Origin of the sequence: Pseudomonas sp. TMW22091 (assembly GCF_022496705.1) — a bacterium.
Taxonomy (GTDB): Bacteria; Pseudomonadota; Gammaproteobacteria; order Pseudomonadales; family Pseudomonadaceae; genus Aquipseudomonas; species Aquipseudomonas saxonica.
In genome coordinates this window covers 41640-66939 of record NZ_SCFI01000006.1, presented here as the reverse complement: position 1 = coordinate 66939, position 25300 = coordinate 41640, and the positions used below count along the sequence as shown (strand labels likewise).

General features: G+C 55.4%; 20 protein-coding genes and 1 riboswitch. Of the genes, 15 read left to right on the top strand and 5 right to left on the bottom strand.

Features of this window, described 5'->3' with window-relative positions; genetic code table 11:
- Positions 1-376 precede the first annotated feature (376 nt).
- Together EQV93_RS13130 and EQV93_RS13125 are read right to left on the bottom strand one after the other, a co-directional pair.
- The gene (locus EQV93_RS13130; protein WP_240891712.1) at positions 377-751 is read right to left on the bottom strand and encodes a heme utilization protein; all 375 of its coding nucleotides are present in this window, start codon (positions 749-751) and stop codon (positions 377-379) included.
- Positions 752-840: 89 nt separating this feature from the next.
- Positions 841-1104 carry a DUF2790 domain-containing protein gene (locus tag EQV93_RS13125; protein WP_122783411.1) on the bottom strand — a complete coding sequence of 88 codons (264 nt, stop codon included), beginning with the start codon at positions 1102-1104 and terminating at the stop codon, positions 841-843.
- 415 nt (positions 1105-1519) lie between these two features.
- Between EQV93_RS13125 and acs the strand changes: the two genes are divergently transcribed.
- From acs to argR, 7 genes are all read left to right on the top strand, one after another.
- A complete protein-coding gene (gene acs / locus EQV93_RS13120) occupies positions 1520-3475 on the top strand; it encodes an acetate--CoA ligase (RefSeq protein ID WP_122783410.1) in 1956 nt (651 codons plus the stop codon).
- Positions 3476-3985: 510 nt separating this feature from the next.
- On the top strand, positions 3986-4768 hold the full coding sequence (locus EQV93_RS13115) for an ABC transporter substrate-binding protein (RefSeq protein WP_122783409.1): 783 nt from the start codon (positions 3986-3988) through the stop codon (positions 4766-4768).
- Positions 4769-4872: 104 nt separating this feature from the next.
- On the top strand, positions 4873-5562 hold the full coding sequence (locus EQV93_RS13110; RefSeq protein ID WP_122783408.1) for an ABC transporter permease: 690 nt from the start codon (positions 4873-4875) through the stop codon (positions 5560-5562).
- Complete coding sequence (locus EQV93_RS13105; protein WP_240891711.1) at positions 5559-6257, top strand: ABC transporter permease; 699 nt, start codon at positions 5559-5561, stop codon at positions 6255-6257. The genes EQV93_RS13110 and EQV93_RS13105 overlap by 4 nt, the downstream gene beginning before the upstream one ends.
- A gap of 3 nt (positions 6258-6260) precedes the next feature.
- Entirely contained in the window at positions 6261-7373 is a 1113-nt protein-coding gene (locus tag EQV93_RS13100) for a succinylglutamate desuccinylase/aspartoacylase family protein (protein ID WP_122783406.1), read from the top strand.
- Positions 7374-7396: 23 nt separating this feature from the next.
- Complete coding sequence (locus EQV93_RS13095) at positions 7397-8161, top strand: ABC transporter ATP-binding protein (protein WP_122783405.1); 765 nt, start codon at positions 7397-7399, stop codon at positions 8159-8161.
- Positions 8162-8269: 108 nt separating this feature from the next.
- Positions 8270-9250: a transcriptional regulator ArgR gene (gene argR, locus EQV93_RS13090; protein ID WP_122783404.1), complete on the top strand. Its 981-nt coding sequence runs from the start codon at positions 8270-8272 to the stop codon at positions 9248-9250.
- 3 nt (positions 9251-9253) lie between these two features.
- On the opposite strand, the gene EQV93_RS13085 is transcribed toward argR, so the two are convergent.
- A complete protein-coding gene (locus tag EQV93_RS13085; protein WP_240891710.1) occupies positions 9254-13354 on the bottom strand; it encodes a protein phosphatase 1 regulatory subunit 42 in 4101 nt (1366 codons plus the stop codon).
- 468 nt (positions 13355-13822) lie between these two features.
- On the opposite strand from EQV93_RS13085, the gene EQV93_RS13080 reads away from it, so the two are divergent.
- The 7 genes from EQV93_RS13080 to astE all read left to right on the top strand — a co-directional run bounded on the left by EQV93_RS13080 (position 13823) and on the right by astE (position 21622).
- Entirely contained in the window at positions 13823-15043 is a 1221-nt protein-coding gene (locus EQV93_RS13080; RefSeq protein WP_240891709.1) for an aspartate aminotransferase family protein, read from the top strand.
- A gap of 123 nt (positions 15044-15166) precedes the next feature.
- A complete protein-coding gene (gene aruF / locus EQV93_RS13075; protein ID WP_146385174.1) occupies positions 15167-16186 on the top strand; it encodes an arginine/ornithine succinyltransferase subunit alpha in 1020 nt (339 codons plus the stop codon).
- A gap of 55 nt (positions 16187-16241) precedes the next feature.
- The gene (gene astA / locus EQV93_RS13070) at positions 16242-17279 is read left to right on the top strand and encodes an arginine N-succinyltransferase (protein ID WP_122783400.1); all 1038 of its coding nucleotides are present in this window, start codon (positions 16242-16244) and stop codon (positions 17277-17279) included.
- The gene (gene astD, locus EQV93_RS13065; RefSeq protein WP_199750965.1) at positions 17276-18745 is read left to right on the top strand and encodes a succinylglutamate-semialdehyde dehydrogenase; all 1470 of its coding nucleotides are present in this window, start codon (positions 17276-17278) and stop codon (positions 18743-18745) included. Before astA ends, astD begins: the two co-directional genes overlap by 4 nt.
- 149 nt (positions 18746-18894) lie before the next feature.
- On the top strand, positions 18895-20241 hold the full coding sequence (gene astB, locus EQV93_RS13060; RefSeq protein ID WP_122783398.1) for an N-succinylarginine dihydrolase: 1347 nt from the start codon (positions 18895-18897) through the stop codon (positions 20239-20241).
- 63 nt (positions 20242-20304) lie between these two features.
- The gene (locus EQV93_RS13055) at positions 20305-20592 is read left to right on the top strand and encodes a topoisomerase II (protein WP_122783397.1); all 288 of its coding nucleotides are present in this window, start codon (positions 20305-20307) and stop codon (positions 20590-20592) included.
- Positions 20593-20605: 13 nt separating this feature from the next.
- Entirely contained in the window at positions 20606-21622 is a 1017-nt protein-coding gene (astE, locus tag EQV93_RS13050) for a succinylglutamate desuccinylase (RefSeq protein WP_122783396.1), read from the top strand.
- Here astE and EQV93_RS13045 read toward each other — a convergent pair.
- Together EQV93_RS13045 and EQV93_RS13040 are read right to left on the bottom strand one after the other, a co-directional pair.
- Positions 21607-23106 (bottom strand): M91 family zinc metallopeptidase, encoded by a 1500-nt coding sequence (locus EQV93_RS13045; RefSeq protein ID WP_240891708.1) that lies wholly within the window; start codon positions 23104-23106, stop codon positions 21607-21609. The genes astE and EQV93_RS13045 overlap by 16 nt on opposite strands.
- 148 nt (positions 23107-23254) lie before the next feature.
- Positions 23255-23749, bottom strand: a complete 495-nt coding sequence (locus EQV93_RS13040; RefSeq protein ID WP_122783394.1) for a 6,7-dimethyl-8-ribityllumazine synthase — start codon at positions 23747-23749, stop codon at positions 23255-23257.
- Between the two features lie 129 nt (positions 23750-23878).
- Positions 23879-24049: riboswitch (FMN riboswitch) on the bottom strand.
- Positions 24050-24266: 217 nt separating this feature from the next.
- On the opposite strand from EQV93_RS13040, the gene ltaE reads away from it, so the two are divergent.
- A complete protein-coding gene (gene ltaE, locus EQV93_RS13035) occupies positions 24267-25271 on the top strand; it encodes a low-specificity L-threonine aldolase (RefSeq protein WP_146385168.1) in 1005 nt (334 codons plus the stop codon).
- Positions 25272-25300: the final 29 nt, after the last annotated feature.

Sequence of the window (25300 nt, the reverse complement as noted above, 5' to 3'; positions counted from 1 at the left end):
ACATGAATTTATTCGGGGGCTGTCCCGCTGTCGCTAAGGGGATGCTGTGTGTGTTGCATCTCACCTCGGCCCACAAGGCCGGACGCGCGTGGCCTACAGCCCGCTCAAGGGATATTGCTGCCCCTTCGGAAGGCGCCAGTATACGGCTTTTGTACGGGGTATTTCAGCCAGTTTTTTTAGAGGCGATGCGACGAAATGCCCTAATTTCAAACAGGCCTGCGGCAAGGCTGGGGCTTGGCAAGGTTTGGTCGGCAAAGTTTCAGGGCGTGGGGAAGGCGTCGCAGGGGGGAGGGCAGGAAGCAGGAGAGGGATGGAGCGGGTTTTACACCAAGACAGACTAAGCCCGGCCTGAACCGGGCGATCAGTCGATGCGGTCTCAGCTTAAACGATGACCGTTCGTGCGGTCATAACCATCCTCTGCAAACTTGGCAGAGCGAGTGCTGTCGTAACCATCCTCTGCAAACTTGGCAGAGCGGGTGCTGTCGTAACCATCCTCTGCAAACTTGGCAGAGCGGGTGCTGTCGTAGCCATCCTCTGCAAACTTGGCAGAGCGGGTGCTGTCATAACCGTCCTCTGCAAACGTGGCAGAGCGGGTGCTGTCGTAACCGTCTTCAACATAATGGGCAGTGCGGGAGTATTCGGCACCGTCTTGTGAAACTGTCACGCGTTGTAAACTCTCGTAACCCTGAGCCGCGAAAGCGACACTTGCCAATACCGATATGCCAATGGCCAATACCAGTGAGCGATCCATTTGTCGATGTCCTGAGAAGGGGCGTTTAATAAAGAGTTCGCCCGAGTTAGTTATATAAAAACTATTAATACCGGTGTGTAAGAGTGGCGTTAGCCGTTGGAGCAACCATTACCCATTACGCGGTATTCAAGGGTGTGTTTCATGCCTTGGGAGTCTTCATAAACCATTTGCGCCGGTACCACTTCACAGACATTGGGGATTTCACTCATGGAAATCACTTTTGCAATGTCCAGCTCCGAAGAGTAAGAGTAATGCTCTACAGCAGGTGGCTGGCTGGAAGCTTGAGTGCTAACTTCATCGGCCATGGCGGTAAAGCACACACTGCTGAGGGCCAGAACTAACAACGCTTTCATTTGATCAATACCTGTATTTTGGTCGAGTAAGGTCACGCAACCCTTGTGAGGCTGCGTGTAAAACTAAGTTAGGAAGAGCGACTAAACTTACCTTCGTGGGGGCAGTAACTTGTGTTAATCGCAGTGCCTTGGTTGGCGAAATGAATTTTATGCCTGTGCCGTACGGGTATATAGAGGGTCTTTTGATAAAGACTGTTGACGGTTTTTGCAACAATCAGGGCAGGCGACCGTTTGTCGCGTGTGTTTTTAAGGGCGGGCACAGAAGGGCAGGCAGCTGTAAGTCCCGTCCTTGAGCCGTCGCTACAAAAGCTATGGGTTTTCTAGCTGTTTCTTACTACCAACGTCGAATGGAAGTCGCGCCTAGGCCCGGCTACAACAAGGGAAAACAACAACTACAAACATTGAGGTATGAGACATGAGTGCCGCTTCCCTGTACCCCGTACGCCCGGATGTTGCCGCCAATACGCTGACCGACGAGGCGACTTACAAGGCGATGTATCAGCAATCTGTCGTTAACCCCGACGGGTTCTGGCGCGAGCAAGCCAAGCGTCTCGACTGGATCAAGCCGTTCACGACCGTCAAGCAAACCTCCTTTGACGACCATCATGTCGATATCAAATGGTTTGCGGACGGTACTCTCAACGTCTCCTACAACTGCCTGGATCGCCACCTCGCCGAACGTGGTGATCAAATCGCAATCATCTGGGAGGGCGACGACCCTTCCGAGCAGCGCAATGTCACTTACCGTGAACTGCACGAAGAAGTGTGCAAGCTGGCCAACGCCTTGCGCGGGCAGGATGTGCACCGCGGCGACGTGGTGACGATCTATATGCCGATGGTGCCCGAAGCCGTGGTGGCCATGTTGGCCTGTACCCGCATCGGTGCCATTCATTCGGTAGTCTTTGGCGGCTTCTCGCCGGAAGCATTGGCTGGCCGGATCATTGACTGCAAATCCAAAGTGGTGATCACCGCCGACGAAGGTGTGCGGGGCGGCAAGCGCACAGCGCTCAAAGCCAACGTCGATGTGGCGTTGACCAACCCTGATACCTCCAGTGTGCAGAAAATCATCGTGTTCAAACGTACCGGTGGTGACATTGCCTGGTACAAGCACCGCGACATCTGGTACCACGATTTGATGGCCGTGGCCTCGACGCATTGCGCCCCTAAAGAAATGGGCGCTGAAGAAGCCCTGTTTATCCTTTATACGTCCGGCTCCACGGGCAAGCCCAAAGGCGTACAGCACACCACTGGCGGCTACCTGCTTTATGCGGCGCTGACCCACGAGCGGGTTTTCGATTACCGTCCGGGCGAGGTGTTTTGGTGCACGGCTGACGTGGGCTGGGTGACCGGTCACACCTATATTGTTTATGGGCCGTTGGCCAACGGTGCCACCACGCTGCTGTTTGAAGGCGTGCCGAACTATCCGGACATCACCCGGGTGTCGAAAATCGTCGACAAACACAAGGTCAATATCCTCTATACCGCTCCAACGGCCATTCGCGCGATGATGGCCGAAGGTCAGGCTGCCGTTAAAGACGCTGACGGTTCCAGCTTGCGCTTGCTGGGTTCAGTGGGCGAACCGATCAACCCTGAGGCCTGGAACTGGTACTACACCACCGTGGGTAAAGAGCGCTGCCCGATCGTCGACACCTGGTGGCAGACCGAAACGGGCGCTTGCATGATGAGCCCGCTGCCTGGCGCTCACGCACTAAAACCGGGTTCAGCGGCACGTCCCTTCTTCGGTGTAGTGCCGGGGCTTGTCGATAATCTGGGCAATCTGATTGAAGGCGCAGCTGAGGGTAATCTGGTCATTCTGGATTCATGGCCGGGTCAGGCGCGTACCTTGTATGGCGATCACGACCGCTTTGTCGACACCTACTTCAAGACTTTCCGCGGCATGTATTTCACCGGTGATGGCGCACGCCGTGACGAAGATGGCTACTACTGGATTACCGGTCGTGTGGATGACGTGCTGAACGTATCCGGCCACCGTATGGGCACGGCGGAAATCGAAAGCGCTATGGTGGCTCACCCTAAAGTTGCCGAGGCCGCGGTTGTCGGTGTGCCTCACGACATTAAAGGGCAGGGCATCTATGTCTACGTCACCCTTAACGGCGGCGAAGAGCCCACCGAAGCCTTGCGTCTTGAGTTGAAAAACTGGGTGCGCAAGGAAATCGGCCCGATTGCCTCGCCTGATGTCATTCAATGGGCGCCGGGCTTGCCAAAAACCCGCTCGGGTAAAATCATGCGCCGAATCCTGCGCAAGATTGCCACCGGTGAGTACGACGGTTTGGGTGATATTTCCACCTTGGCTGATCCGGGTGTGGTGCAGCACTTGATTGATACCCACAAAGGCATGAAGGTCGCATAACGCGTTTTAATCTGATCAAGCCCCTCCCGGCGCAGCCTGGTGGGGCTTTTTATTGGGGTTTTTAACCGTTTTGAGCGCCTGGGCTGTTACCCGAAGGTGTAACCGACTGCCCCAATGTGTGGCCTTTAGACACCAAAAGCCCTGTTTTAGAGCGGTTTCAGGGGCGATAAGGGATTAGATGAAACGCTACACTTGCCGGAATAGAAGGCTTTGCGAATAATAGGCCCGCTATTTGCAGCTTACCTAGGTTGTATGTTTTTTGCTCTTGCATGAATTTGAAGAGCTGTCAATTGCTAGAGTCGCCTTTCTCGGTGCATCTGTAATTTGTTGTCGCATTGAAGAAATAACGGCTTGAAGCCTGTCGTTAGAATGCCCCTCACTCGCTCGTCGTTGTTGTGCTGACCTCAGCAGAACGCCAGTAGGACGTGGCGCCGCATTCCCGGTTCAACCTCTGCATATTGGGCTCGCGCTCACTCTGCCTTTATTGCCCTTTACCGATGGAGTCCTAAGATGAAGAAACTCGTGCTTCTTGGCGCCTTGGCACTGTCCGTGCTGTCCCTACAGGCTTTCGCAGATGAAAAACCACTGAAAATTGGTATCGAAGCAGCGTACCCTCCGTTTGCCTCCAAGGCGCCGGATGGCAGCATCGTTGGCTTCGACTACGACATCGGCAACGCTCTGTGTGAGCAGATGCAAGTCAAGTGTGTGTGGGTTGAGCAAGAGTTCGACGGCCTGATTCCAGCGCTCAAAGTGCGCAAGATCGACGCAATTCTGTCTTCGATGTCCATCACCGAAGACCGCAAGAAATCGGTCGACTTCACCACTCGTTACTACTTGACCCCAGCGCGTCTGGTGATGAAAGAAGGCACGGTCGTCAGCGACAGCCTTGACGAACTCAAAGGCAAGAAAATCGGCGTGCAGCGCGGTTCGATCCATGACCGTTTCGCCAAGGAAGTTCTGGCTCCTAAAGGCGCCACGGTTGTTCCTTACAGCTCGCAGAACGAAGTTTACCTGGACGTACAGGCGGGTCGCCTTGACGGCACAGTGGCCGACGCCACGTTGTTGCAAGACGGTTTCTTGAAAACCGACGCAGGCAAAGGCTATGCGTTTGTGGGCCCACAGTTCACCGACGTTAAATACTTCGGCGATGGCGTAGGTATCGCCGTTCGTAAAGGCGATGCACTTAAAGGCAAGATCGACGAAGCGATCACTGCCATACGTGCAAACGGCAAATACAAGCAAATTCAAGACAAGTATTTCGACTTCGATATTTACGGCGCTGACGCGAAGTAATTCATCGCTGCAATTTGTCTGAAATGGCGCAAGCAACAGAATTTCTGAAGTTTGCGCCATTTTTTCATCTTAATTTTCGAGCTAATTTTTCGAGGGCCGGAATCATGTTGAAAGGCTACGGGCCTGTCATCCTCGATGGTGCTTGGCTGACGCTTCAACTCGCCTTGTCGTCCATGGCTCTGGCCATTGTTCTAGGTCTGATCGGTGTTTCGTTGCGCCTGTCTCCGGTGCGCTGGCTGGCCTGGTTGGGTGATCTGTATTCAACGGTCATCCGCGGGATTCCCGATCTGGTACTGATCCTGTTGATTTTTTACGGTGGTCAAAACTTGCTTAACAACGTGGCGCCCATGCTGGGCCACGACGATTACATTGATCTCAATCCGTTGGCAGCTGGTATCGCCACACTGGGTTTTATTTTTGGTGCGTACCTCTCCGAGACTTTTCGCGGCGCCTTCATGGCCATCCCCAAGGGTCAGGCCGAAGCCGGCATGGCTTACGGCATGAGCAGCTTTCAAGTGTTTTTCCGGGTGTTGGTCCCGCAGATGATTCGCTTGGCGATCCCGGGTTTCACCAACAACTGGCTGGTATTGACCAAGGCCACAGCGCTGATTTCAGTGGTGGGTCTGCAAGACATGATGTTCAAGGCCAAGCAGGCAGCCGATGCCACGCGTGAGCCGTTCACATTCTTTCTGGCCGTCGCCGCGATGTACTTGGTGTTGACCAGTGTTTCGCTGCTGGCGTTGCGACAACTTGAGAAGCGCTACTCGGTAGGCGTAAAGGCGGCTGATCTATGATCTTCGACTACACCGTCATTTGGGACAGCATGCCGCTGTATCTGAGTGGTTTGCTGGAAACCCTCAAGCTGTTGGGGATTTCCCTGTTCTTCGGTCTATTGGTGGCGGTTCCGCTGGGGCTGATGCGTGTCTCCAAACAGCCTTGTGTCAATTTTCCGGCTTGGCTTTACACCTATGTGATACGTGGCACCCCCATGCTGGTGCAGCTGTTTTTGGTTTATTACGGCCTGGCTCAGTTCGAAGCAGTGCGCGAGAGCTTTATGTGGCCCTTGCTGTCGAGTGCGACCTTTTGCGCGTGCCTGGCGTTTGCCATCAATACCAGCGCCTACACAGCCGAGATCATTGCCGGCAGCCTTAAGGCCACGCCGCATGGCGAGATTGAAGCCGCCAAGGCGATGGGCATGTCGCGTTCCAAAATGTACCGCCGTATTTTGCTGCCGTCGGCCATGCGCCGTGCGCTGCCGCAGTACAGCAACGAAGTGATCATGATGCTGCAAACCACCAGTCTGGCGTCTATCGTCACCCTGATCGACATCACGGGTGCGGCACGTACCGTCAATGCGCAGTACTACTTGCCATTTGAGGCCTACATCACGGCGGGTATTTTCTACCTGTGCCTGACCTTTATTCTGGTGCGCCTGTTCAAACTGGCCGAGCGCCGCTGGCTGGGCTACATGGCCCCGCGCAAGGCTTGACCCATGGAACGTATCGATCATGTATTGCCGTGGAGCAGCTTGGGCAGTGAGCGCCAGATCACGGTGTTTCGTTTCGGTGCTGGCGAACGCAAGGCTTATATTCAGGCCAGTTTGCATGCCGACGAGCTGCCGGGCATGCGTTGCGCTTGGGAGCTGAAAAAACGCCTCACTGAACTGGAGGCTCAAGGCTTCCTGAACGGTGTGATCGAGTTGGTGCCAGTGGCCAATCCTCTGGGCCTTGGACAACTGTTGCAAGGGAATCATCAGGGGCGCTTCGAGTGCGGCAGCGGCAAGAACTTCAACCGCGACTTCGTTGAGCTGAGTGAGCCTGTGGCCGCGAAGCTGGCAGGGCGCTTGGGTGATGACCCGCATGCCAATATTCGTATGATTCGTCAGGCGATGCTTGAAGTGCTGACGGGGTTGCCGGCGGCCACCACTCAATTGCAAGGGATGCAACGAGTGCTGCTGAGTCATGCCTGCAATGCCGATATTGTGCTGGACCTGCATTGCGATGCCGAGGCTGCGCTGCACATGTATGCATTGCCCCAGCATTGGCCCAAATGGCGCTCGCTGGCTGGGCATTTAAATATGCGTGTCGGGTTGCTGGCCGAAGATTCGGGTGGCAGTTCTTTTGATGAGGCGTGTTCTTTGCCATGGCTCAGATTGCAGCGCCAGTTTGGCGATGCACAGATACCTTTGGCGTGTATGGCGACCACCCTGGAGCTGGGCGGGCAGTCCGACACCGGGCGTGCGGAAGCACAAGCGTATGCCGAAGGCATTCTGGCGTTTCTCGCTGAGCAAGGCCTGATCACGGGCGAGTGGCCGAGCGCGCAGCATGAACCGTGCGAAGGCATGCCCTTTGAGGGCACTGAATTACTGTTTGCGCCGCACCCCGGTGTGGTGAGCTTTTTACGTCCGGCGGGCGCCTGGGTAGAAGCCGGCGAGCCGGTGTTTGAAGTGATTGATCCCTTATCCGACCGGGTCAGTACGGTATGCGCAGGTACGGCCGGCGTATTATTCGCCGTTGAGCGACTGCGTTATGCCCAACCCGGTTTCTGGCTGGCCAAAGTGGCGGGGCGCGAGCCTTTGCGTCACGGGCGCTTGCTCAACGACTGACTGTTTTTGTGAGAACCGACAGCATGTACAAACTTGAAGTCCAAGACCTGCATAAACGCTATGGCGCTCACGAAGTGCTCAAAGGCGTTTCACTGGCTGCCAAAGCTGGCGACGTGATCAGCATTATTGGTTCCAGCGGTTCTGGTAAAAGTACCTTTTTGCGCTGCATCAACCTGCTTGAACAGCCGCATGCTGGCAAGATCTTGCTCAATGGCGAAGAACTCAAACTGGTCGCCAACAAGGACGGCGGGCTCAAGGCCGCTGATCCCAAGCAACTGCAACGCATGCGTTCGCGCCTGTCGATGGTGTTCCAGCATTTCAACCTGTGGTCGCACATGACCGCGCTGGAAAACATCATGGAAGCGCCCGTGCATGTGTTGGGGATGTCTAAAGCCGATGCGCGGGAAAAAGCCGAGCATTACCTGAACAAGGTCGGTGTGTCTCATCGCAAGGACGCTTACCCCGGCCATATGTCTGGGGGTGAGCAGCAGCGTGTGGCCATCGCCCGGGCCTTGGCAATGGAGCCTGAAGTCATGCTGTTTGACGAGCCGACATCAGCGCTCGACCCTGAGTTGGTAGGTGATGTACTGAAGGTCATGCAGGATCTGGCGCTGGAGGGGCGCACCATGGTGGTGGTTACCCACGAAATGGGCTTTGCCCGTGAAGTGTCTAACCAACTGGTGTTCCTGCACAAAGGTATCGTTGAAGAAAGCGGCAACCCGCGCGAAGTGCTGGTTAATCCGCAATGCGAGCGTTTGCAGCAGTTTCTGTCGGGCAGCTTGAAGTAGTTAATTTTAAGACTGCCGCTATGCACTCATATAGGGCATGCTTCGTTTCGCGCGAAACATGCCTGGCGCCTTTGTTTTTAATCCTGTTTTCGTTCCGGATAGCACGCTATGACCGCCCATCGAATTGGTTTTCTCATTTGGCCCAGCACCAAAGCCTTGACTCTGGCGCTGGCTGAGGAAGCCTTGCGTGTTGCTCAGCGCGTGCATCCCGAAGTCGTTTATGAATTGTCGTTTTTGCAGGCTGAGGCTCCCGCCGAGGGCGCCTGGCAACTGCCCGGCGAGCCTTGGGCTGGCAAGCTTGAAGGTTACCAAAAGCTGTTTTTGCTGGCGGATGAGCCGCCAATCGCCATCGCTCCGGCGCTTAGCAGCGCACTCAAGCAATTGGTACGTGCCGGGTGTGTGATCGGTGGGCTGTCTGCCGGGGTTTACCCACTTGCGCAATTGGGGTTGCTCGATGGTTATCGTGCGGCAGTGCATTGGCGTTGGCAGGATGACTTCGCCGAGCGCTTTCCCAAGGTGATCGCCACCAGCCATTTATTTGACTGGGATCGCGACCGCTTGAGCGCATGCGGTGGGTTGTCGGTGCTGGATCTGCTACTGGCTGTTTTAGCCCGTGACCACGGTGCAGAGCTTGCCGGTGCCGTGTCCGAAGAGCTGGTGGTGGAGCGAATTCGCGAAGGCGGTGAGCGTCAGCGTATTCCGCTGCAAAATCGTCTGGGCTCCAGCCACCCCAAGCTGACCCAAGCGGTATTGCTGATGGAAGCCAACATCGAAGAACCGCTGACTACCGATGAAATCGCCCAGCATGTGTGCGTATCTCGCCGGCAGTTGGAGCGTATTTTCAAGCAGTACCTCAATCGTGTGCCGAGTCAGTATTATCTGGAACTGCGTCTGAACAAGGCCCGGCAAATGCTGATGCAAACCAGCAAGTCGATCATTCAGATCGGCCTTTCCTGCGGTTTTTCGTCAGGGCCGCATTTCTCCAGCGCTTACCGCAACTTCTTTGGCGCCACGCCTCGAGAAGATCGCAATCAGCGGCGCAGCAGCAGCCCTTTCGAATTGTCCTCGGCGCCCGCCGAGCGCGGTTGATGGTTACTCCTCTGCATCGCTAATGACGACAGGCTCTTCACCAGGCGGAGCCTCAAGCTCGACACTCATGTCAATGCCGGTTTGATTGAAGTAGTCGCGAACACGACCCAGGCTCTCATGTGAGAGGGGGTTGTCTTCCAAATCGAGCGCCTCGGTAATGTAGGTCGGGGCAATGAAAAGATCGTCCGGCAACTCTCTGATCAGGTTCTCGCTCAAGTCGATGACTTCCAGCTCGGACAGGCCAAGCAGCGAGCTCGGGAACTCGCTTATCTCCGTATTGCGTAAATGCAGCGTGCTCAGGTTGGGCATGTTGCTGAAGTCAGGCGTGATAATGAGTGGGTTATGGTCCAGATCGATGTATTCCAGGTGCTCAAGCCCGGCCAGGCCTGCTGCGCTTTCGGGCGTCAAGGTAATCGCGCTGCCCTCCAGGCGTAACTCCGTCAGGTTCGGCATCGAAAAAATAGCCTCAGGCAGAAGATCGAGTTCAAAGCCCTGAAGCTGCAACACACGCAATCTGGGGAAGCGTAGAAGAAACTCGTTTACCCCGACCACGGGCCCCAACCCGCTTAAAGACAGATAAGTGACGTGATTGAAGTCGGCACTGATCTGCGGCATGTCTTCCACGATCGTCCGTACAACCGTGAGTTCGAAACCATCGCGGTTCGGGTCTGCGTAATGGTTGTCAAAGGCCGTTTGCCGGCGCCAGCATCTTTCTAGCTCCCTGCTAAATGCCCGCCGGTCTTGAACGCTTGCCACTCTTGAATTGGGCGAGATCATCTCGCCTGTTCGCTGGTTCACTGAAGGGGCATTGAGGGTCCAGAGTTCCAGATCATCGCGCAGCGCTTGCAGCTCAGTACGTAAACCGTCAAGCACCGGTTGGGCCAGTTCTTCAGTAGCGGGAAAGCTCGCCATGACGCGTGCTCTTTCTCGAGCGTTGAGGCTGGGGTAGAGCTGTTGCACTTGGCGCTCTATGTTTGAAAAGGGACGTTGCGGCACATCAGCCCCCAGCAGAGGAAAACTGGCACGGCCATGTGCCAGTTGCATCGCCGATTTGAAGTCTTGCGCAACCGGCGGCTGCTCCAGATACAGCCTGACGGGCAGGCGTGGCAATAAGGGCTGCTTGCGTACTGCGCTTTTTAGCTCGCTGCCAAGACCTACATGGGGAAAGCCCAGTTCATTGCGTTCCTGGTCGGGCAAGGCGTGCAGCAGGGCGCTGTATAAATCGTCCGGGCCGTGCAGTTCAAGGTTGAGATTGTCACGCGCGCGGTAAAGGTTTCCGGACTTGATCAACACCTTGCGAATCGGCGCGGCTTCGTCGCCAAGGCTATTAAGCAACGGGCCTTCAAAGTCCTCGTCGCGGATCTCAAGGCGCACGGCTTTGGACCAGCCGGGCAGGGTCTCAATGGTTTTAAGGGTCAGCCACTCACTGTCAGGATCGTTGACGCAATCCAGGTACAAACCTTCATAGGCCCGGCAGACTCTGGACTCCATGACCTGCCATCGCGCCTCTTCTTGCAGGCGTATGGGAATGGTTTTGTGATTGAGCAGTTCCAATACCTCATCGCCCCGGGCGTGCCAGATCAGTTCGTGTGCCGCAGTACTGGAAAGACCGGGGAAGGCTTTTTGCAATAGCGCTGATTGCGCAGTGCCGCGCAACTGCACAGTGGTGTAGCGCGAATTGAACAGCTGTACCCGCTTGCGGCGAGCCTCACGCGCCAAGTTGCTGCAGAGCTTGTCAATTTTGACCTGAAGGTTGGGCAGCTCATCACCGAAAGCTGGGCTTTCTCCCAGTAATAGACGGCTCTCTGATTCGTTCAACTCCTCAAGCACGGTGCTCAGTAATTCGCCTTCCTTGATTTGCGATTCAAAGATGTGGACGTAAGAGGCGCTTGCAGTATCCGGAGGGTATTGAACAATCACCCACCCCTCTTGATCCAGTACCCTTAAACCTTTGGATGCTGACCAGTGCTCATTGTCGATGAGCAGTTGTAATTGAGTGTAGGGGTCAGCATTAAGGCGTACGGCCCGGTCCGGGCTTTCCATTTGGGCAATAAACTGTTCAATGTCTTTATCGATTTTGAAGCGCTGCACGGTATCGGCCAATTGGGCCGGAGCAGGAAGGGCATTGTCGTGGATGCTGCGCAAGACGGCAGTATCCGTACGGGAAATGGCTAATATATTGGCAGCTTCTTCTTCGGAAAACTCGGCATATGACGGGCCAAGGCGTCTGAAAAGTTGCGCATCAGTCCACTGCAGAGGCGTTTCCGTTTCTCTCAGCCACGCTCCGCTACCGTTATGCCTCAGCCGTGGGGAGTAAGTCTGGGGTCGTACAGGATGTTTTATTCGGTACTGGGGAGGGCGGCCACCTTCTTGCACTTGATAGGTGGTGTTGTCGACGGTTAAGAACTCTGAATCGTTGTAACGATGCAGCCCCTTGCTGTTGGGTTGCAGAGTGGCGGGAGGTCGGGTGGGATGTTCATAAGGTTTGAGATCCGCATGCCATAAGCGGGTAACGCCGTCGTTGCTTTGAACAGGTTTCAGGTGTTGCACGAACGTGGAGGATTTGGGCAGCAGGTCGCCGATTATTTTAGCGCCCACCGCGAACAGCCCAATTTGGACCGCGCTTTCCAGTATTGAAAACATATGTTCATAGGCTTCGAGCGCTTTGCCCTCTACCCAGTCGTGAACGCCTTCATAAACGTCATCCAGTAATTGATAAGCCATTTGCAGCAGCATTATTTCGCCAATAACGGGGACAAAAGGTGCGACCACAAACAGGGCAGCATTGAACAGCGCCGTGCCAATCCGTTTAATGCGGTCCCATCGGTCTTGCCGGGTTTTGCGGTCTTCGGCGTCAGTCGAAACGGCCAGTGTTTTGGCATCCGTGAATATTTTCGCCAGCTTTTTGCTGTAAAGGGTTTCCCATACATCGTCCACCACGCGGGACGTTGAATACGCCAGTGATGGATCACTGATCGGGACGAGCTCTTCGACGAAGCCAAAATCTCGTAGCGCAACATCAGGGGCGTTCGGTTTGTCAGTGATCACGTTGAAGTAGGTGTGTTTGAGTGCCGAAAAAAACGCAGCCAATTGAGCGTGATCCACGAGTCGGCTAATAAATTGCTGGTAGGCCATAGACTTCAAGCGAGTTGTCAGGTGCTCGATAAAACTGCCAATCGACACATACTCCTTGATCGGATGCAGGGGGTCATTGGGTATCGACACCACAATGGACCGCTGATGGTCGGGTATAAAAATAAGTACCCCGTCTACAGCCATCGAAAATAAAGAAAAAGTATAGGTTTTCCAGTCCTGGTTCAGGTTCGAAATAAAAGCCGTTAGGGAGGCATGGGTGGTAGTCGCAGTCTGCTGTGTTAGAAATCCATGCGCCAAATCGGCCTTCAGGTTTGCAATATGGCTATCGCGTATTTTTTGTTTAAGCCGTAATTGTTTAGCTCGATCATTAAGCCCTAACAGTTCTTTGAGGTAAGCCTTGTAACGTGCCCCAAGGTCGAGTGTGCGGCATAAAAGGATAAACCCGGAGACGGGCATTTTTTGGGTTATATCATCGCGTGCCGCAAAGCGCCCCAGCTCATCCGGACGGCTGATAAACCCTGATTCGGGTAGGTAGGCATTGGGCAAGCTTTCAGCGAGTTCGAAATTGTGCAGGGCCGCTTGAAGTAGCGAGACCCGCCAAGTGTGGGCGCCGCTGTCGGGAACACCAATGATGGGCAGGGTAGGGGCCACATACAGGTTGATAAAAATATCATTCACATTCAAATCAAGTCCGTAGTCAGCCTGGATATATTGCTTGAGCAAAGGTTCGGCAAACGCGAGTACGTCCAGGCTGTTGGTCAGTTCTGCTTCGAGGTTCTGATGGGCAATCTGGCGCTGATGCAGTACTTTTTTGAAATCGTTATTTTGCGTGGAAGTAATATTTTTTAATGAGGTGTGGAGTGTTGGGTTGGTTTTTTTTAAATCGCTTAAAGTGTGTGAGGGTAATGATAGTGCCCAGGAGGGGAGCGCATTTTTAATAAGGTTGAAGTGGGCAAATTTTTGGATAGGGTTGGCCGGGTTGGCAATGACAGAGTGTGGCGTGTTCATGATGATGTTCTACAGAGATAAAGGTGTTGTAAGTTTAGAGTAGAGGGTCGTCTTGATAAGTTGAATGTGTAATTGGGTTTATATACATATGTAGTTTAATTGGTTAAATATATTCATTGGTTACAACAAGTGCGGGGGCAATTCCCGCTAAGTAAACCGCTGCCTTGCGAGCGCAGTGGGTCCTGAATCAGTGCTTGTGAGCGGTAGGGCAACCTCAATGACGAGCGCGCATGGGCAGTAGCGGGTTGTCTTGGGGAAAATCAATTTGGTTTTACACTGCCGAACAAGAGGCGCAGCGTTTAAACTGCGCCTTTGTGACGGAATATGTCGCATTGTCGAAAACCTTCGAAAAATGGGTTGCGCGTTATAAGAAGTTGTCGCTTGGCGGCAAGGCTCGACCCTCATGTGTCCTTACAATCCCCCCAACGCTCACCAGTTTAGGTAGGCGTTCCTCTTCAGGAGACTCCGATGTCCGTTGAGCAAGCTGCGGTGCAACGCGCCGATTTCGATCAGGTCATGGTTCCCAACTATGCCCCTGCGGCCTTTATTCCTGTGCGGGGTGCCGGCTCCCGCGTGTGGGACCAGTCAGGCCGAGAGCTGATCGATTTCGCGGGTGGTATTGCCGTAAATGTGCTGGGCCACGCGCATCCGGCGCTGGTCGGTGCGTTGACTGAGCAAGCGAACACCCTGTGGCACGTGTCTAACGTGTTCACCAACGAGCCGGCCTTGCGTCTGGCTAAGAAGTTGGTTGACGCCACGTTTGCGGACCGCGTGTTCTTTTGTAACTCGGGTGCTGAAGCCAACGAGGCTGCCTTCAAGTTGGCCCGCCGCGTTGCGTTCGATCGGTTCGGTGAAGAAAAATACGAGATCATTGCCGCACTCAACAGCTTTCACGGCCGCACGCTGTTTACCGTGAACGTAGGCGGGCAATCGAAGTACTCCGATGGTTTCGGTCCGAAGATCACCGGCATCACCCATGTGCCATTCAACGATCTTGAAGCCTTGAAAGCAGCTATTTCGGACAAGACCTGTGCCGTGGTGCTGGAGCCGATCCAAGGTGAAGGTGGCGTGCTGCCCGGTGAGCTGGACTACCTGCAAGGTGCCCGCGAGCTGTGCAATCAACATGATGCGTTGCTGGTGTTTGACGAAGTGCAAACCGGTATGGGCCGTACCGGTCACCTGTTTGCCTATCAGCATTACGGCGTCACGCCCGACATTCTGACCAGCGCTAAAAGTCTGGGCGGTGGTTTCCCGATCGCCGCCATGTTGACCACTGAAGCCCTGGCCAAACATTTGGTTGTGGGTACACACGGCACTACGTACGGCGGTAACCCGCTGGCGTGCGCGGTCGGCAATGCCGTGATCGATGTGGTCAATACCCCTGAGGTATTGAATGGCGTGAAAGCCAAGCACGACCTGTTCAAGACCCGCCTCGAAAGCATCGGCCAGCAATACGGCCTGTTTACTGAAGTGCGTGGTTTGGGCCTGTTGATCGGCTGTGTGTTGAACGATGCCTGGAAGGGTAAAGCGAAAGACATTTTCAACGCTTGCGAAAAAGAAAACTTGATGATTCTGCAGGCTGGCCCGGATGTGGTGCGCTTCGCGCCAAGCCTGGTGGTTGAAGAGGCTGATATCGAAGAGGGCTTGAACCGCTTCGAGCGCGCGGTGAAAACACTGGCGCAAGCCTGAGTGTGACCTCGACGCTTGAGAGATCGGGCGTCGATTTTTTATGTGACGAGCCTGTGCGCCGTGCTCTGCGTACGCAGGCTCAACTTTCCCCCCCTTTTATTTTTTTGATTAAGGAGTGACACCATGCTGGTGATGCGCCCCGCGCAAATGGCTGACCTGGACGAAGTACAGCGTCTGGCTGCGGACAGCCCGATTGGTGTCACTTCATTGCCCGACGATGTAGGCCGCTTGCGCGACAAGATCGCCGCGTCCGAAACCTCGTTTGCCGCTGAAGTCAGCTTTAACGGCGAAGAGAGTTACTTTTTTGTGCTTGAAGACAGCGCCACCGGAAAGTTGGCGGGGTGTTCGGCCATCGTTGCGTCGGCGGGGTATTCGGAGCCGTTCTACAGTTTTCGCAACGAAACCTTCGTGCATGCCTCCCGCGAGTTGAAAATTCACAACAAGATTCATGTCTTGTCCCAGTGCCATGACCTGACAGGCAATAGTCTGTTGACCAGTTTTTATGTCGTGCCTGAATTGGTGGGGTCTGCGTGGGCTGAACTTAACTCCCGTGGCCGACTGTTGTTTGTCGCTAATCATCCTGAGCGTTTTGCCGATTCGGTGGTGACCGAGATAGTCGGTTACAGCGATGAAAACGGTGACTCACCGTTCTGGGACGCCATTGGGCGCAACTTTTTCGATTTGAATTACGCAGCCGCCGAGCGCCTGTGTGGGCTGAAGAGCCGCACGTTCCTCGCTGAGCTGATGCCCCACTACCCGATCTATGTGCCGTTATTGCCCGACACTGCCCAAGAGGCAATGGGTCAGGTTCATCCGCGTGCGCAGATCACCTTCGACATCCTGATGCGTGAAGGCTTCGAGACAGATCACTACATCGATATCTTTGACGGCGGCCCCACTTTGCATGCGCGGGTGTCGGGTATTCGTTCGATCGCTCAAAGCCGTGTAGTGCCTGTCAGAATCGGTGAGCTGAGCACTGGGGGAGGGCGCCAGTATCTGGTCGCCAATGCCCAGTTGCAGGATTACCGCGCGGTGTTGCTGGAACTTGATTGGGCACCGGGCAAGCCGGTCACGCTAGATCTGGAAGCGGCCGAAGCGTTGGGCGTTGGTGAAGGCGCCAGCGTACGAGTCGTCGCCGTTTAAAGCCTTTGAGCGATTTTCACGGGGTTCGTCAGCGGACCCTGTTTGAGGAGATAGCATGATCGTTCGTCCTGTACGTAACAGCGATTTACCGGCCCTGATTGAACTGGCCCGCAGCACCGGCACTGGCTTGACGACGCTGCCCGCCAACGAAGAGCGCTTATTGCACCGGGTGACCTGGGCAGAAAAAACCTTTCGTGGCGAAGCCACCCGTGGCGACGCCGACTACCTGTTTGTGCTTGAAAACGATGAAGGCAAGGTGGTCGGTATTTCCGCCATCGCCGGTGCCGTTGGCCTGCGTGAACCGTGGTACAACTTTCGCGTGGGGCTGACCGTCAGTGCCTCTCAGGAACTGAACATCTATCGGGAAATTCCGACGCTGTTTCTGGCCAATGACCTGACCGGCAACTCAGAACTGTGCTCGTTGTTCCTCAGCGCCGATTACCGTACGGGTCTTAATGGTCGTTTGTTGGCCAAGGCTCGGATGCTCTTTATTGCCGAGTTCCCGGAGCTGTTTGGCAACAAGATCATTGCTGAGATGCGCGGTATGTCTGATGACTCCGGGCGTTCACCCTTCTGGGAAAGTTTGGGGCGGCATTTCTTCAAGATGGAGTTCAGTCAGGCCGATTACCTGACCGGCGTGGGCAACAAGGCGTTCATCGCTGAGTTGATGCCCAAGTTCCCGGTGTATACGTGCTTCCTGTCAGAGGGGGCTCGTGCAGTCATCGGCAAGGTGCACACCGACACTGAGCCAGCCTTGAACATGCTCAAAAGCGAAGGCTTCAGCTATCAGGGTTACGTCGATATTTTTGATGCAGGCCCGGCTGTCGAGTGCGAAACCAGCAAAATCCGCGCGGTGCGTGATAGCGAAGCGTTGGTACTGGCTATTGGCACACCGGGTGACGATGCCACGCCTTATCTGATTCACAACCGCAAGCGTGAGGATTGCCGGATCACAGCTGCCCCGGCACGCTTGGCGGCGGGCACGCTGGTGGTCGATCCGCTGACGGCCAGACGCCTGCAACTGACGGCGGGCGATCAAGTGCGCGCTGTGGCGTTGTCGGCACAGCCAGTAGCCCACAGGGAGTCGAAATAATGAGCACGTTGTATATTGCAGGCGCGTGGCAGAACGGTCTGGGCGAAGCCATTGAGTCGCTGAACCCGGTGACTCAACAGGTGGTGTGGACAGGCAACAGTGCCAATGCCGAACAAGTGAGTGAAGCGGTCAAGGCTGCACGTCAGGCCTTTCCTGCATGGGCCGGGCGAACAGTTGAAGAGCGTCTGACGGTCCTTGAAGCCTTCGCCGCGTGCCTGAAAAACCACGCCGATGAGCTGGCTCATTGCATCGGCGAAGAAACCGGTAAACCGTTGTGGGAGTCGGCCACCGAAGTCAGCAGCATGATCAACAAGGTGGGGATTTCAGTACAAAGCTACCGCGAGCGCACCGGTGAAAAAAGCGCACCGCTGGGCGATGCCACTGCCGTTCTGCGCCACAAGCCACACGGGGTGGTTGCCGTATTCGGGCCTTATAACTTCCCGGGCCATTTGCCTAATGGGCACATTGTTCCGGCGTTGTTGGCGGGCAACTGCGTTGTATTCAAACCGAGCGAACTGACCCCGAAAGTCGCTGAGCTGACGCTCAAGTGCTGGGTCGAAGCAGGGCTGCCAGCCGGTGTGTTGAACCTGCTGCAAGGTGCACGCAAGACCGGTGTGGCTTTGGCGGCTCACGCAGGTATCGACGGCTTGTTTTTTACCGGCTCCAGCCGTACCGGTAACAGCCTGCACCAGCAGTTTGCCGGTCGCCCGGACAAGATCCTGGCGCTTGAAATGGGCGGTAACAACCCGCTGGTGGTCGATCAGGTGGCTGATCTGGAAGCAGCCGTTTACACCATTATTCAGTCCGCTTTTATTTCGGCGGGGCAACGTTGCACCTGTGCGCGTCGACTGCTCGTGCCTCAAGGCGCATGGGGTGACAGCCTGCTGGCACGTCTGGTTGAGGTCAGTAAAAGCATTGAGGTCGGAGCTTTTGACCAGCAACCCGCACCGTTCATGGGCTCGGTCATTTCCCTTTCAGCGGCGCGTGACCTGATGTCTGCGCAAACGCTGTTGATCGACAGTGGGGCGAAGGTCCTGCTGCGCATGACGCAACCCACCACCACGTCGGCCCTGTTGACCCCCGGCATCATTGATGTAACCGAAGTCAGTGAGCGTTCGGACGAAGAGCTGTTCGGCCCGTTGTTGCAGGTAATTCGTTACCCGGACTTTGATGCGGCGATTGCCGAGGCTAACAACACCGCCTTTGGTCTTGCTGCGGGCCTGTTGTCTGATTCCCGTGCACGCTACCAGCAATTCTGGCTGGAGAGCCGGGCAGGCATCGTCAACTGGAACAAGCAACTGACGGGGGCGGCCAGTACTGCACCCTTTGGCGGTATTGGCGCGTCGGGTAATCACCGCGCCAGTGCGTATTACGCAGCTGACTATTGCGCGTATCCGGTGGCGTCGCTTGAAACCGCGACCTTGGCATTGCCCGCGGCGTTGACGCCCGGCGTGCGACTGTCCTGACAAGAGCTATGTAGCCGCTGCCGAAGGCTGCGAGGGCGGCGAAGCCACCCGTTTTGGGAGCCGCGCAAGCCTCTTGGCAGCCTTCGGCAGCGACTACAGAAATATTCTTGTAGCGTCTTTTTTTACAACAGTTTGTTGGAGCCTCGCTGATGAAGTCCTTTGAAGTCAATTTTGACGGTTTAGTGGGGCCGACCCATAACTATGGTGGCTTGTCGTTCGGCAACGTCGCGTCCCAGAGCAACAGTCAGCAGGCTTCGAACCCCAAGGAAGCCGCGCTGCAAGGCCTGGAAAAGATGAAAGCGCTGATGGACATGGGGTTTGTTCAGGGGGTATTGGCACCCCAGGAAAGGCCGGATGTGGCAGCTTTGCGCAGTGTGGGTTTTGGCGGTTCCGATGCTCAGGTAATTGAGCGGGCGGCCAAAGAGGCCATGCCCTTGCTGGTCGCCAGTTGCTCGGCATCCAGCATGTGGGTAGCCAATGCGGCGACGGTCAGCCCCAGTGCAGACACGGCCGATGGTCGCGTGCATTTCACAGCGGCCAACTTGAACTGCAAGTTTCACCGCAGCATCGAGCACCCGACCACCAGCCGTGTGCTCGGCGCGATGTTTGCCGATCAAGACCATTTTGCCCACCACGCCGCTTTACCGGCGGTGGCTCAGTTTGGCGATGAGGGGGCTGCCAACCACACGCGTTTCTGTCGTGATTATGGTGAGGCAGGCGTTGAGTTTTTTGTATACGGGCGCAGCGCGTTCGACAGTCGCTACCCGGCTCCCCAGAAGTATCCGGCGCGCCAAACACTTGAGGCGTCTCAAGCAGTGGCACGGCTGCATGGCCTGAGTGACGAGGGCGTAGTATTTGCCCAGCAAAACCCGGCGGTGATCGATCAGGGCGTGTTCCATAACGACGTGATCGCGGTGGGCAATGGTGAGTTGTTGTTTCATCACCAGGATGCTTTTTTGAATACCGAGCAAACGCTCGCTGAACTGCACGGCAAATTGGCGGCACGTGGCGCGAACTTCCAGTCAATCAGCGTGCCTCGTGACCAAGTCGCGGTTGAGGATGCGGTGCGCTCCTACTTGTTCAATAGTCAGCTACTGACCCGTGCTAACGGCTCAATGTTACTGATTGTTCCTGAAGAGTGTCGTGCCAACCCGCGTGTCTGGCAGTATCTGCAAGGACTGATCGCGTCGGCGGGGCCGATTGCCGAGGTCAAGGTATTTGACCTCAAGCAGAGCATGCAGAACGGCGGTGGTCCAGCCTGCCTGCGTCTGCGGGTAGCGTTAAATGAAAAGGAACTGTCGGCGGTCAATCCGGGCGTTATCATGACGCCAGCGCTGTACGAAACACTGACTCAGTGGGTGAGCAAGCATTACCGTGACGCCTTGCGCGAAAACGATTTGGCCGACCCGCAGTTGTTGATCGAATGCCGTACGGCGCTGGATGAACTGACGCATATCCTTAACCTGGGTTCGGTTTATCCATTTCAGATCAATTGATCAAACGCGTGCTCGCGGCTTAGACCGCAGGCATGCGACTTTACTAAAGATGAGAGCGAAATTATGAGCGATTCCCTGCAACTGATTCTTGAAGACACTGACGGCACACAGCTTGAAACCTCATGCACGCGCGTGGCGATCATCTGGCAGGGCAAGGAAGTCTGGATTCAACAAGACGGCCGTGGCCAGTTGCTGATCGGTGTTGATGTGGAAGAAGGCGATGCTGAATACGCCAACCTGTTGCTACGTCCGTTGGCCACTAACCTGGTCAGCCTTCAACTCGAAATGGAACCGGCCGATCCGAGCGATGACGAAGAAGGTCACGTGCACGGCCCTGACTGCAATCACTGATTAAAGGTGCTTTATGCTCGCTCTCGGCAAGCTGCTTGATCTGACCCTGGCCGGACGTGAACCGGCCGAGAAAACTCAACTGACTGTCGATGGCGTGCGGATGCGCTGGCTGGCTGAGGGGGCACTTGAAGTGCGCCCTCCTGAAGCGCAGGACAGTGGCATGGACCTGCTGCTGTCTGCGGGCATCCACGGCAACGAAACAGCGCCCATTGAATTGCTTGATCGTTTGTTACACGACATCGCGCGGGGCGTTATAAAACCTCGTGCCCGCATTCTGTTTTTGTTTGGTAACCCGGCCGCCATGCGCACGGGCCTGCGGTTCGTTGAAGAAGATCTCAACCGACTGTTCAACGGTCGTCACGAAAGCAGCAGCGGTTATGAGGCCATGCGTGCCCACGAACTGGAACGGTTGGCCACAACATTTTTCAGTGTGGCGCACCGTACCCGACTGCATTACGACCTGCACACCGCTATTCGTGGATCCAGGATCGAACAATTCGCGCTGTACCCCTTTAAAGAAGGCCGAGCGCATTCCCGTCGTGAGCTTGGAAGGCTACGTGCGGCCGGTATGCAGGCTGTTTTGCTGCAAAACAAGCCATCCATCGTATTCAGTGCGTTTACCTACGAGCAACTCGAAGTTGAGGCGTTTACCCTCGAACTGGGTAAGGCGCGGCCGTTTGGTCAAAACGAGGGTGTGAACCTGCAGCCCCTTGAACGGCGCTTGAAGCACATCATTGAGGGCACTGAACAGCCTGAAGATTCAATTGATGGTCTGGAGCTGTTTAGTGTCGCCCGTGAAGTGATCAAGCACAGCGACAGATTTATTCTGCATTTGCCGCTTCATGTCGAAAACTTTCATGAATTGCCCAAAGGCTATGTGCTGGCCGATGATCCGGGGCATGCGTGCTGGGTTATTGAAGAGCAGGGGGCGCGAATCATATTTCCCAACCCTAAGGTCAAGAATGGTTTGCGCGCCGGGATGATCATTGAGCCTGCCACCCTGAAAAACCTCGATCAAACATCTGAATAATAGATATAGGTTGTGCGCAGGGGCAGTCCAAGCTCCTCGCGTATACCGTTTTCACTATAGGGCTTGGGGTTGGTTTTGCTGGCAGGGGTGGTGGGATCACCATCAAAGTCGAAAGGCTCTACGTTGCAAGGAAGGCCTACGGCTTGCAGCTCAACATTGTTGATCAGCGGGGCTTGTTTGACGCCGGCAGGCCCGTCTGGGCTCGCGCCTAAAAACCGGGTGCCCGTCACGTGGTTATAGGCGTGACACAGTTCATGGTAGAGGGCTGCAATCGGCAACGAGTCTTTGCTCGAAAATGTCGGGTTGTAATAGACCGTGCCGCCAAAATCTGGAATACCCGATTTCCCAACCTGAATAAAAGACCTCCCGTCTCCAATGTTCGGTATGTAAAGGCCATTCTTTACATGTTTGAGTTCGGCGATGGTGATGGGCTTGTTGCTTTTGCGGATGCTCTTGGTCAATTCTGAGATCAGTCGGTGGCCCGCGTCAGAACTCAGCAGCAGCCTTAAATCATCCTGCACCCGTTCAATGAACGACTCGCTGCCCAAGACGATAAAACCTGACTCAGACAGGGGGGTTGAGCTGACTTTTATAATGTTTGGGTTCGGCCGGCTTGATGGGGGACTCATCGTTTCGCCAAGGTCGATCTTGCCGTCTGTAATAAAGGCAGGATCACTGCCCGTATAAATCTTGTCGCTACCCTTCACGCCATCAAGAATGTCTTGGCCTTTGCCCGCATAGATAACGTTAGACCCGGAGCCTGCGGTGAGTAAGTCCTCGCCCTCATTACCCCACAAGACATTGTGACCCTGGCCGCCGACCGCCACATCATTGCCTTCGCCAGCATCGATAAAAGCCCTGCCAGTTCCAGCTCGAATGAAGTCTGCCCCTTTGCCGGTATAAGCAACCGTTGTGCCGGAGCCGTTGGCGTTGACAATGTCGTTGCCGTCTCCTGTATTGACATAGGCGTTCCCTGCGCCCGTCATCACCATGTCATTGCCTTGGCCGGTGATGACGGTGGTTTCCTCGGCGTTGCTGACGACCGAGTCATTACCGGCGCCGGTTTCAATATGGAACGGATTTTTAAAGCTATCGACGACATATACCGTGTCGTCCTCATGGCCGGTGTGTATCTCAATAATTTGTTTAACGCTGGCCGGTTTTATTTGATAACGCTCGTGGTTCAGGTCGATCACAAGCGTGTCTTGATCGCCTTTTGTCACGAAAATGGACGCACGCGACGTTGTGGCCGTGAAAACAAGTCGATCAATCGGTATGGGATAAAGCGCGCTTTGCATCACGTGGCGCACGATTATGGCGTTGTCGCCAATATGAAGGATGCTGCGTGTGGTGGTCTCTGAGACACCGGGCACAACTCTGGACACTTCAACAGACGTTCGTTCAGGCGCAGCGCTGGCGCTGCCATCGAACTCAAAATGATGAGGGGCAGGGGAAGGCGAAAGAGAGGGGGGCGTTGGGCACATACACTTAATTCCAAAGAGTGGTTTTCAACAATCGCGAGCGTTGGCTCATGAATGGCGATTGAAACCCTTTGTACTTTTATGTGTGCGCTATATAGCTATGCAGTCCACCTCGACTGGCCCGAGGATGGGCCAGTCGAGATCTGAACCCTTACATCGCGCGTTTTTGCTGGGTATCCAGGCGCTTGATGGCACGGATTTTTTGCAGGGTATCTACGCAGGTTTTGGCTGCTTCCTGACCTTTGTGCACGAAATGGTCGAAGAAGAATTTCTGATGTTCTTCGCCCGCGTGGAAGTGGTGAGGGGTCAGGCTGACCGAGAACACTGGTACTTCGGTTTCCAGCTGCACTTGCATCAGGCCACTGACAACAGACTGGGCAACGAAATCGTGGCGATAGATGCCACCGTCGACAACCAGAGCTGCGCCGACAATCCCGGCGTAACGACCGGTCTTGGCCAGTAGTTTGGCGTGCAGCGGAATTTCAAACGCGCCACCGACTTCAAAGAAATCGATGTCGCTTTCCTGATAACCCTGCACCAGCATTTCGGCCAAAAAGCCTTTACGGCTCTGGTCGACAATCTCTTTGTGCCAGGAAGCCTGGATAAACGCGACACGCTCGTTGTGGTGAATTGCTGTGGGTTGCATGTTCAGATTCCTGTTTGTGTGAAAAACAGGGCATATGAATCGAATGGGATTAAAGGGTACGTTCAGACGGGTTGCCGTGCGCAATAAGCACTGTGCAAACCCGTCTGGTTGACGGCCCTTTGGCGCCAATCCCGTTCTCTCTTCATCCGGACTATGACCGTCGGCCCCGGGATCACACCGGGTCTGCTGACCTTGACCGTCCCGTAGCCAAAGCTGTGGGGGCTGCCAAGCGCTCGCGGGCTATGCGCATTGCGCGCAATTACCGCCGGTGGGGAGTCGCACCCCGCCCTGAGAACGTTGCCGCCAGCCTTTCTGGCAGCGGACATTTTGTATCACATCTGTTTCAAGGATGCATTGATGCTTTTTGCTAATAGCCATCAAAATTCCTGATTGTTTTATCCGGCTATTCCTAATATTAGTGCTTGAGTGCGCTTATTCGTACCGACCGTACCCTTATCCGAAATGGAATTCTCCGATTGGCACCCTGTGCTGATCTCACATTGCCGAGGCTTGTTCAATGACTGTTATCGATCTTCGTAGTGACACCGTGACCCAACCCAGTGCCGGCATGCGCGAAGCCATGGCGAGGGCGCCGCTGGGGGACGATGTCTATGGCGAAGACCCGGCGGTTAACACGCTTGAGACCGAACTGGCCTCGCGGCTTGGGTTCGCTCAGGCTCTTTTTGTCCCCTCGGGCACTATGAGTAACTTGTTGGCGCTGATGGCGCATTGTGGGCGGGGCGACGAGTACATCGTGGGGCAGCAGGCTCATACCTATAAATATGAAGGGGGCGGGGCCGCGGTACTGGGCTCAATCCAGCCCCAGCCGCTGGAGAACCAGGCAGATGGCAGTCTGGATCTGAATCATGTGGCGGCGGCGATCAAACCGGACGATTTTCACTTCGCCCGCACGCGCCTGCTGGCGCTGGAAAACACCATGCAGGGCAAGGTCTTGCCTGTTGAGTATCTGGCCGCGGCAAGCCGTCTGACCCGCGAACATGGCCTTGCGCTACATCTGGATGGTGCGCGGCTGTACAACGCGGCCATTAAATTGGGCGTCGACGCCGCCGATATAACGCGCCATTTTGATTCGGTCTCGGTGTGCCTGTCCAAAGGGCTGGGCGCGCCGGTGGGGTCAGTGCTGTGTGGAACGGGCGAGCTGATCGGTAAGGCACGACGGTTGCGCAAGATGGTTGGCGGCGGCATGCGTCAAGCTGGCCAGTTAGCGGCTGCGGGCCTGTATGCGCTGGACAACCAGGTCGAACGCCTGGCGCATGACCACGATAATGCTCAACTGCTGGCCGAAGGGTTGCGGGCGGCGGGTTACGAGGTTGAGCCGGTACAGACCAATATGGTGTACGTGCAGTTGGGCGACCGGTCGCAAGCCTTGAAGGCCCTGGCTGGCGAACACAGCATCAAGCTGACGGCCGCACCGCGCTTGCGTATGGTGACGCATATGGACGTCAGTCGCGGGCAAATTGAGCAAGTGATCGACGTTTTCACTCAATTTAACCGTCTATGAGTGCGCAGGCCGTCCAATTGCTTGCGCCT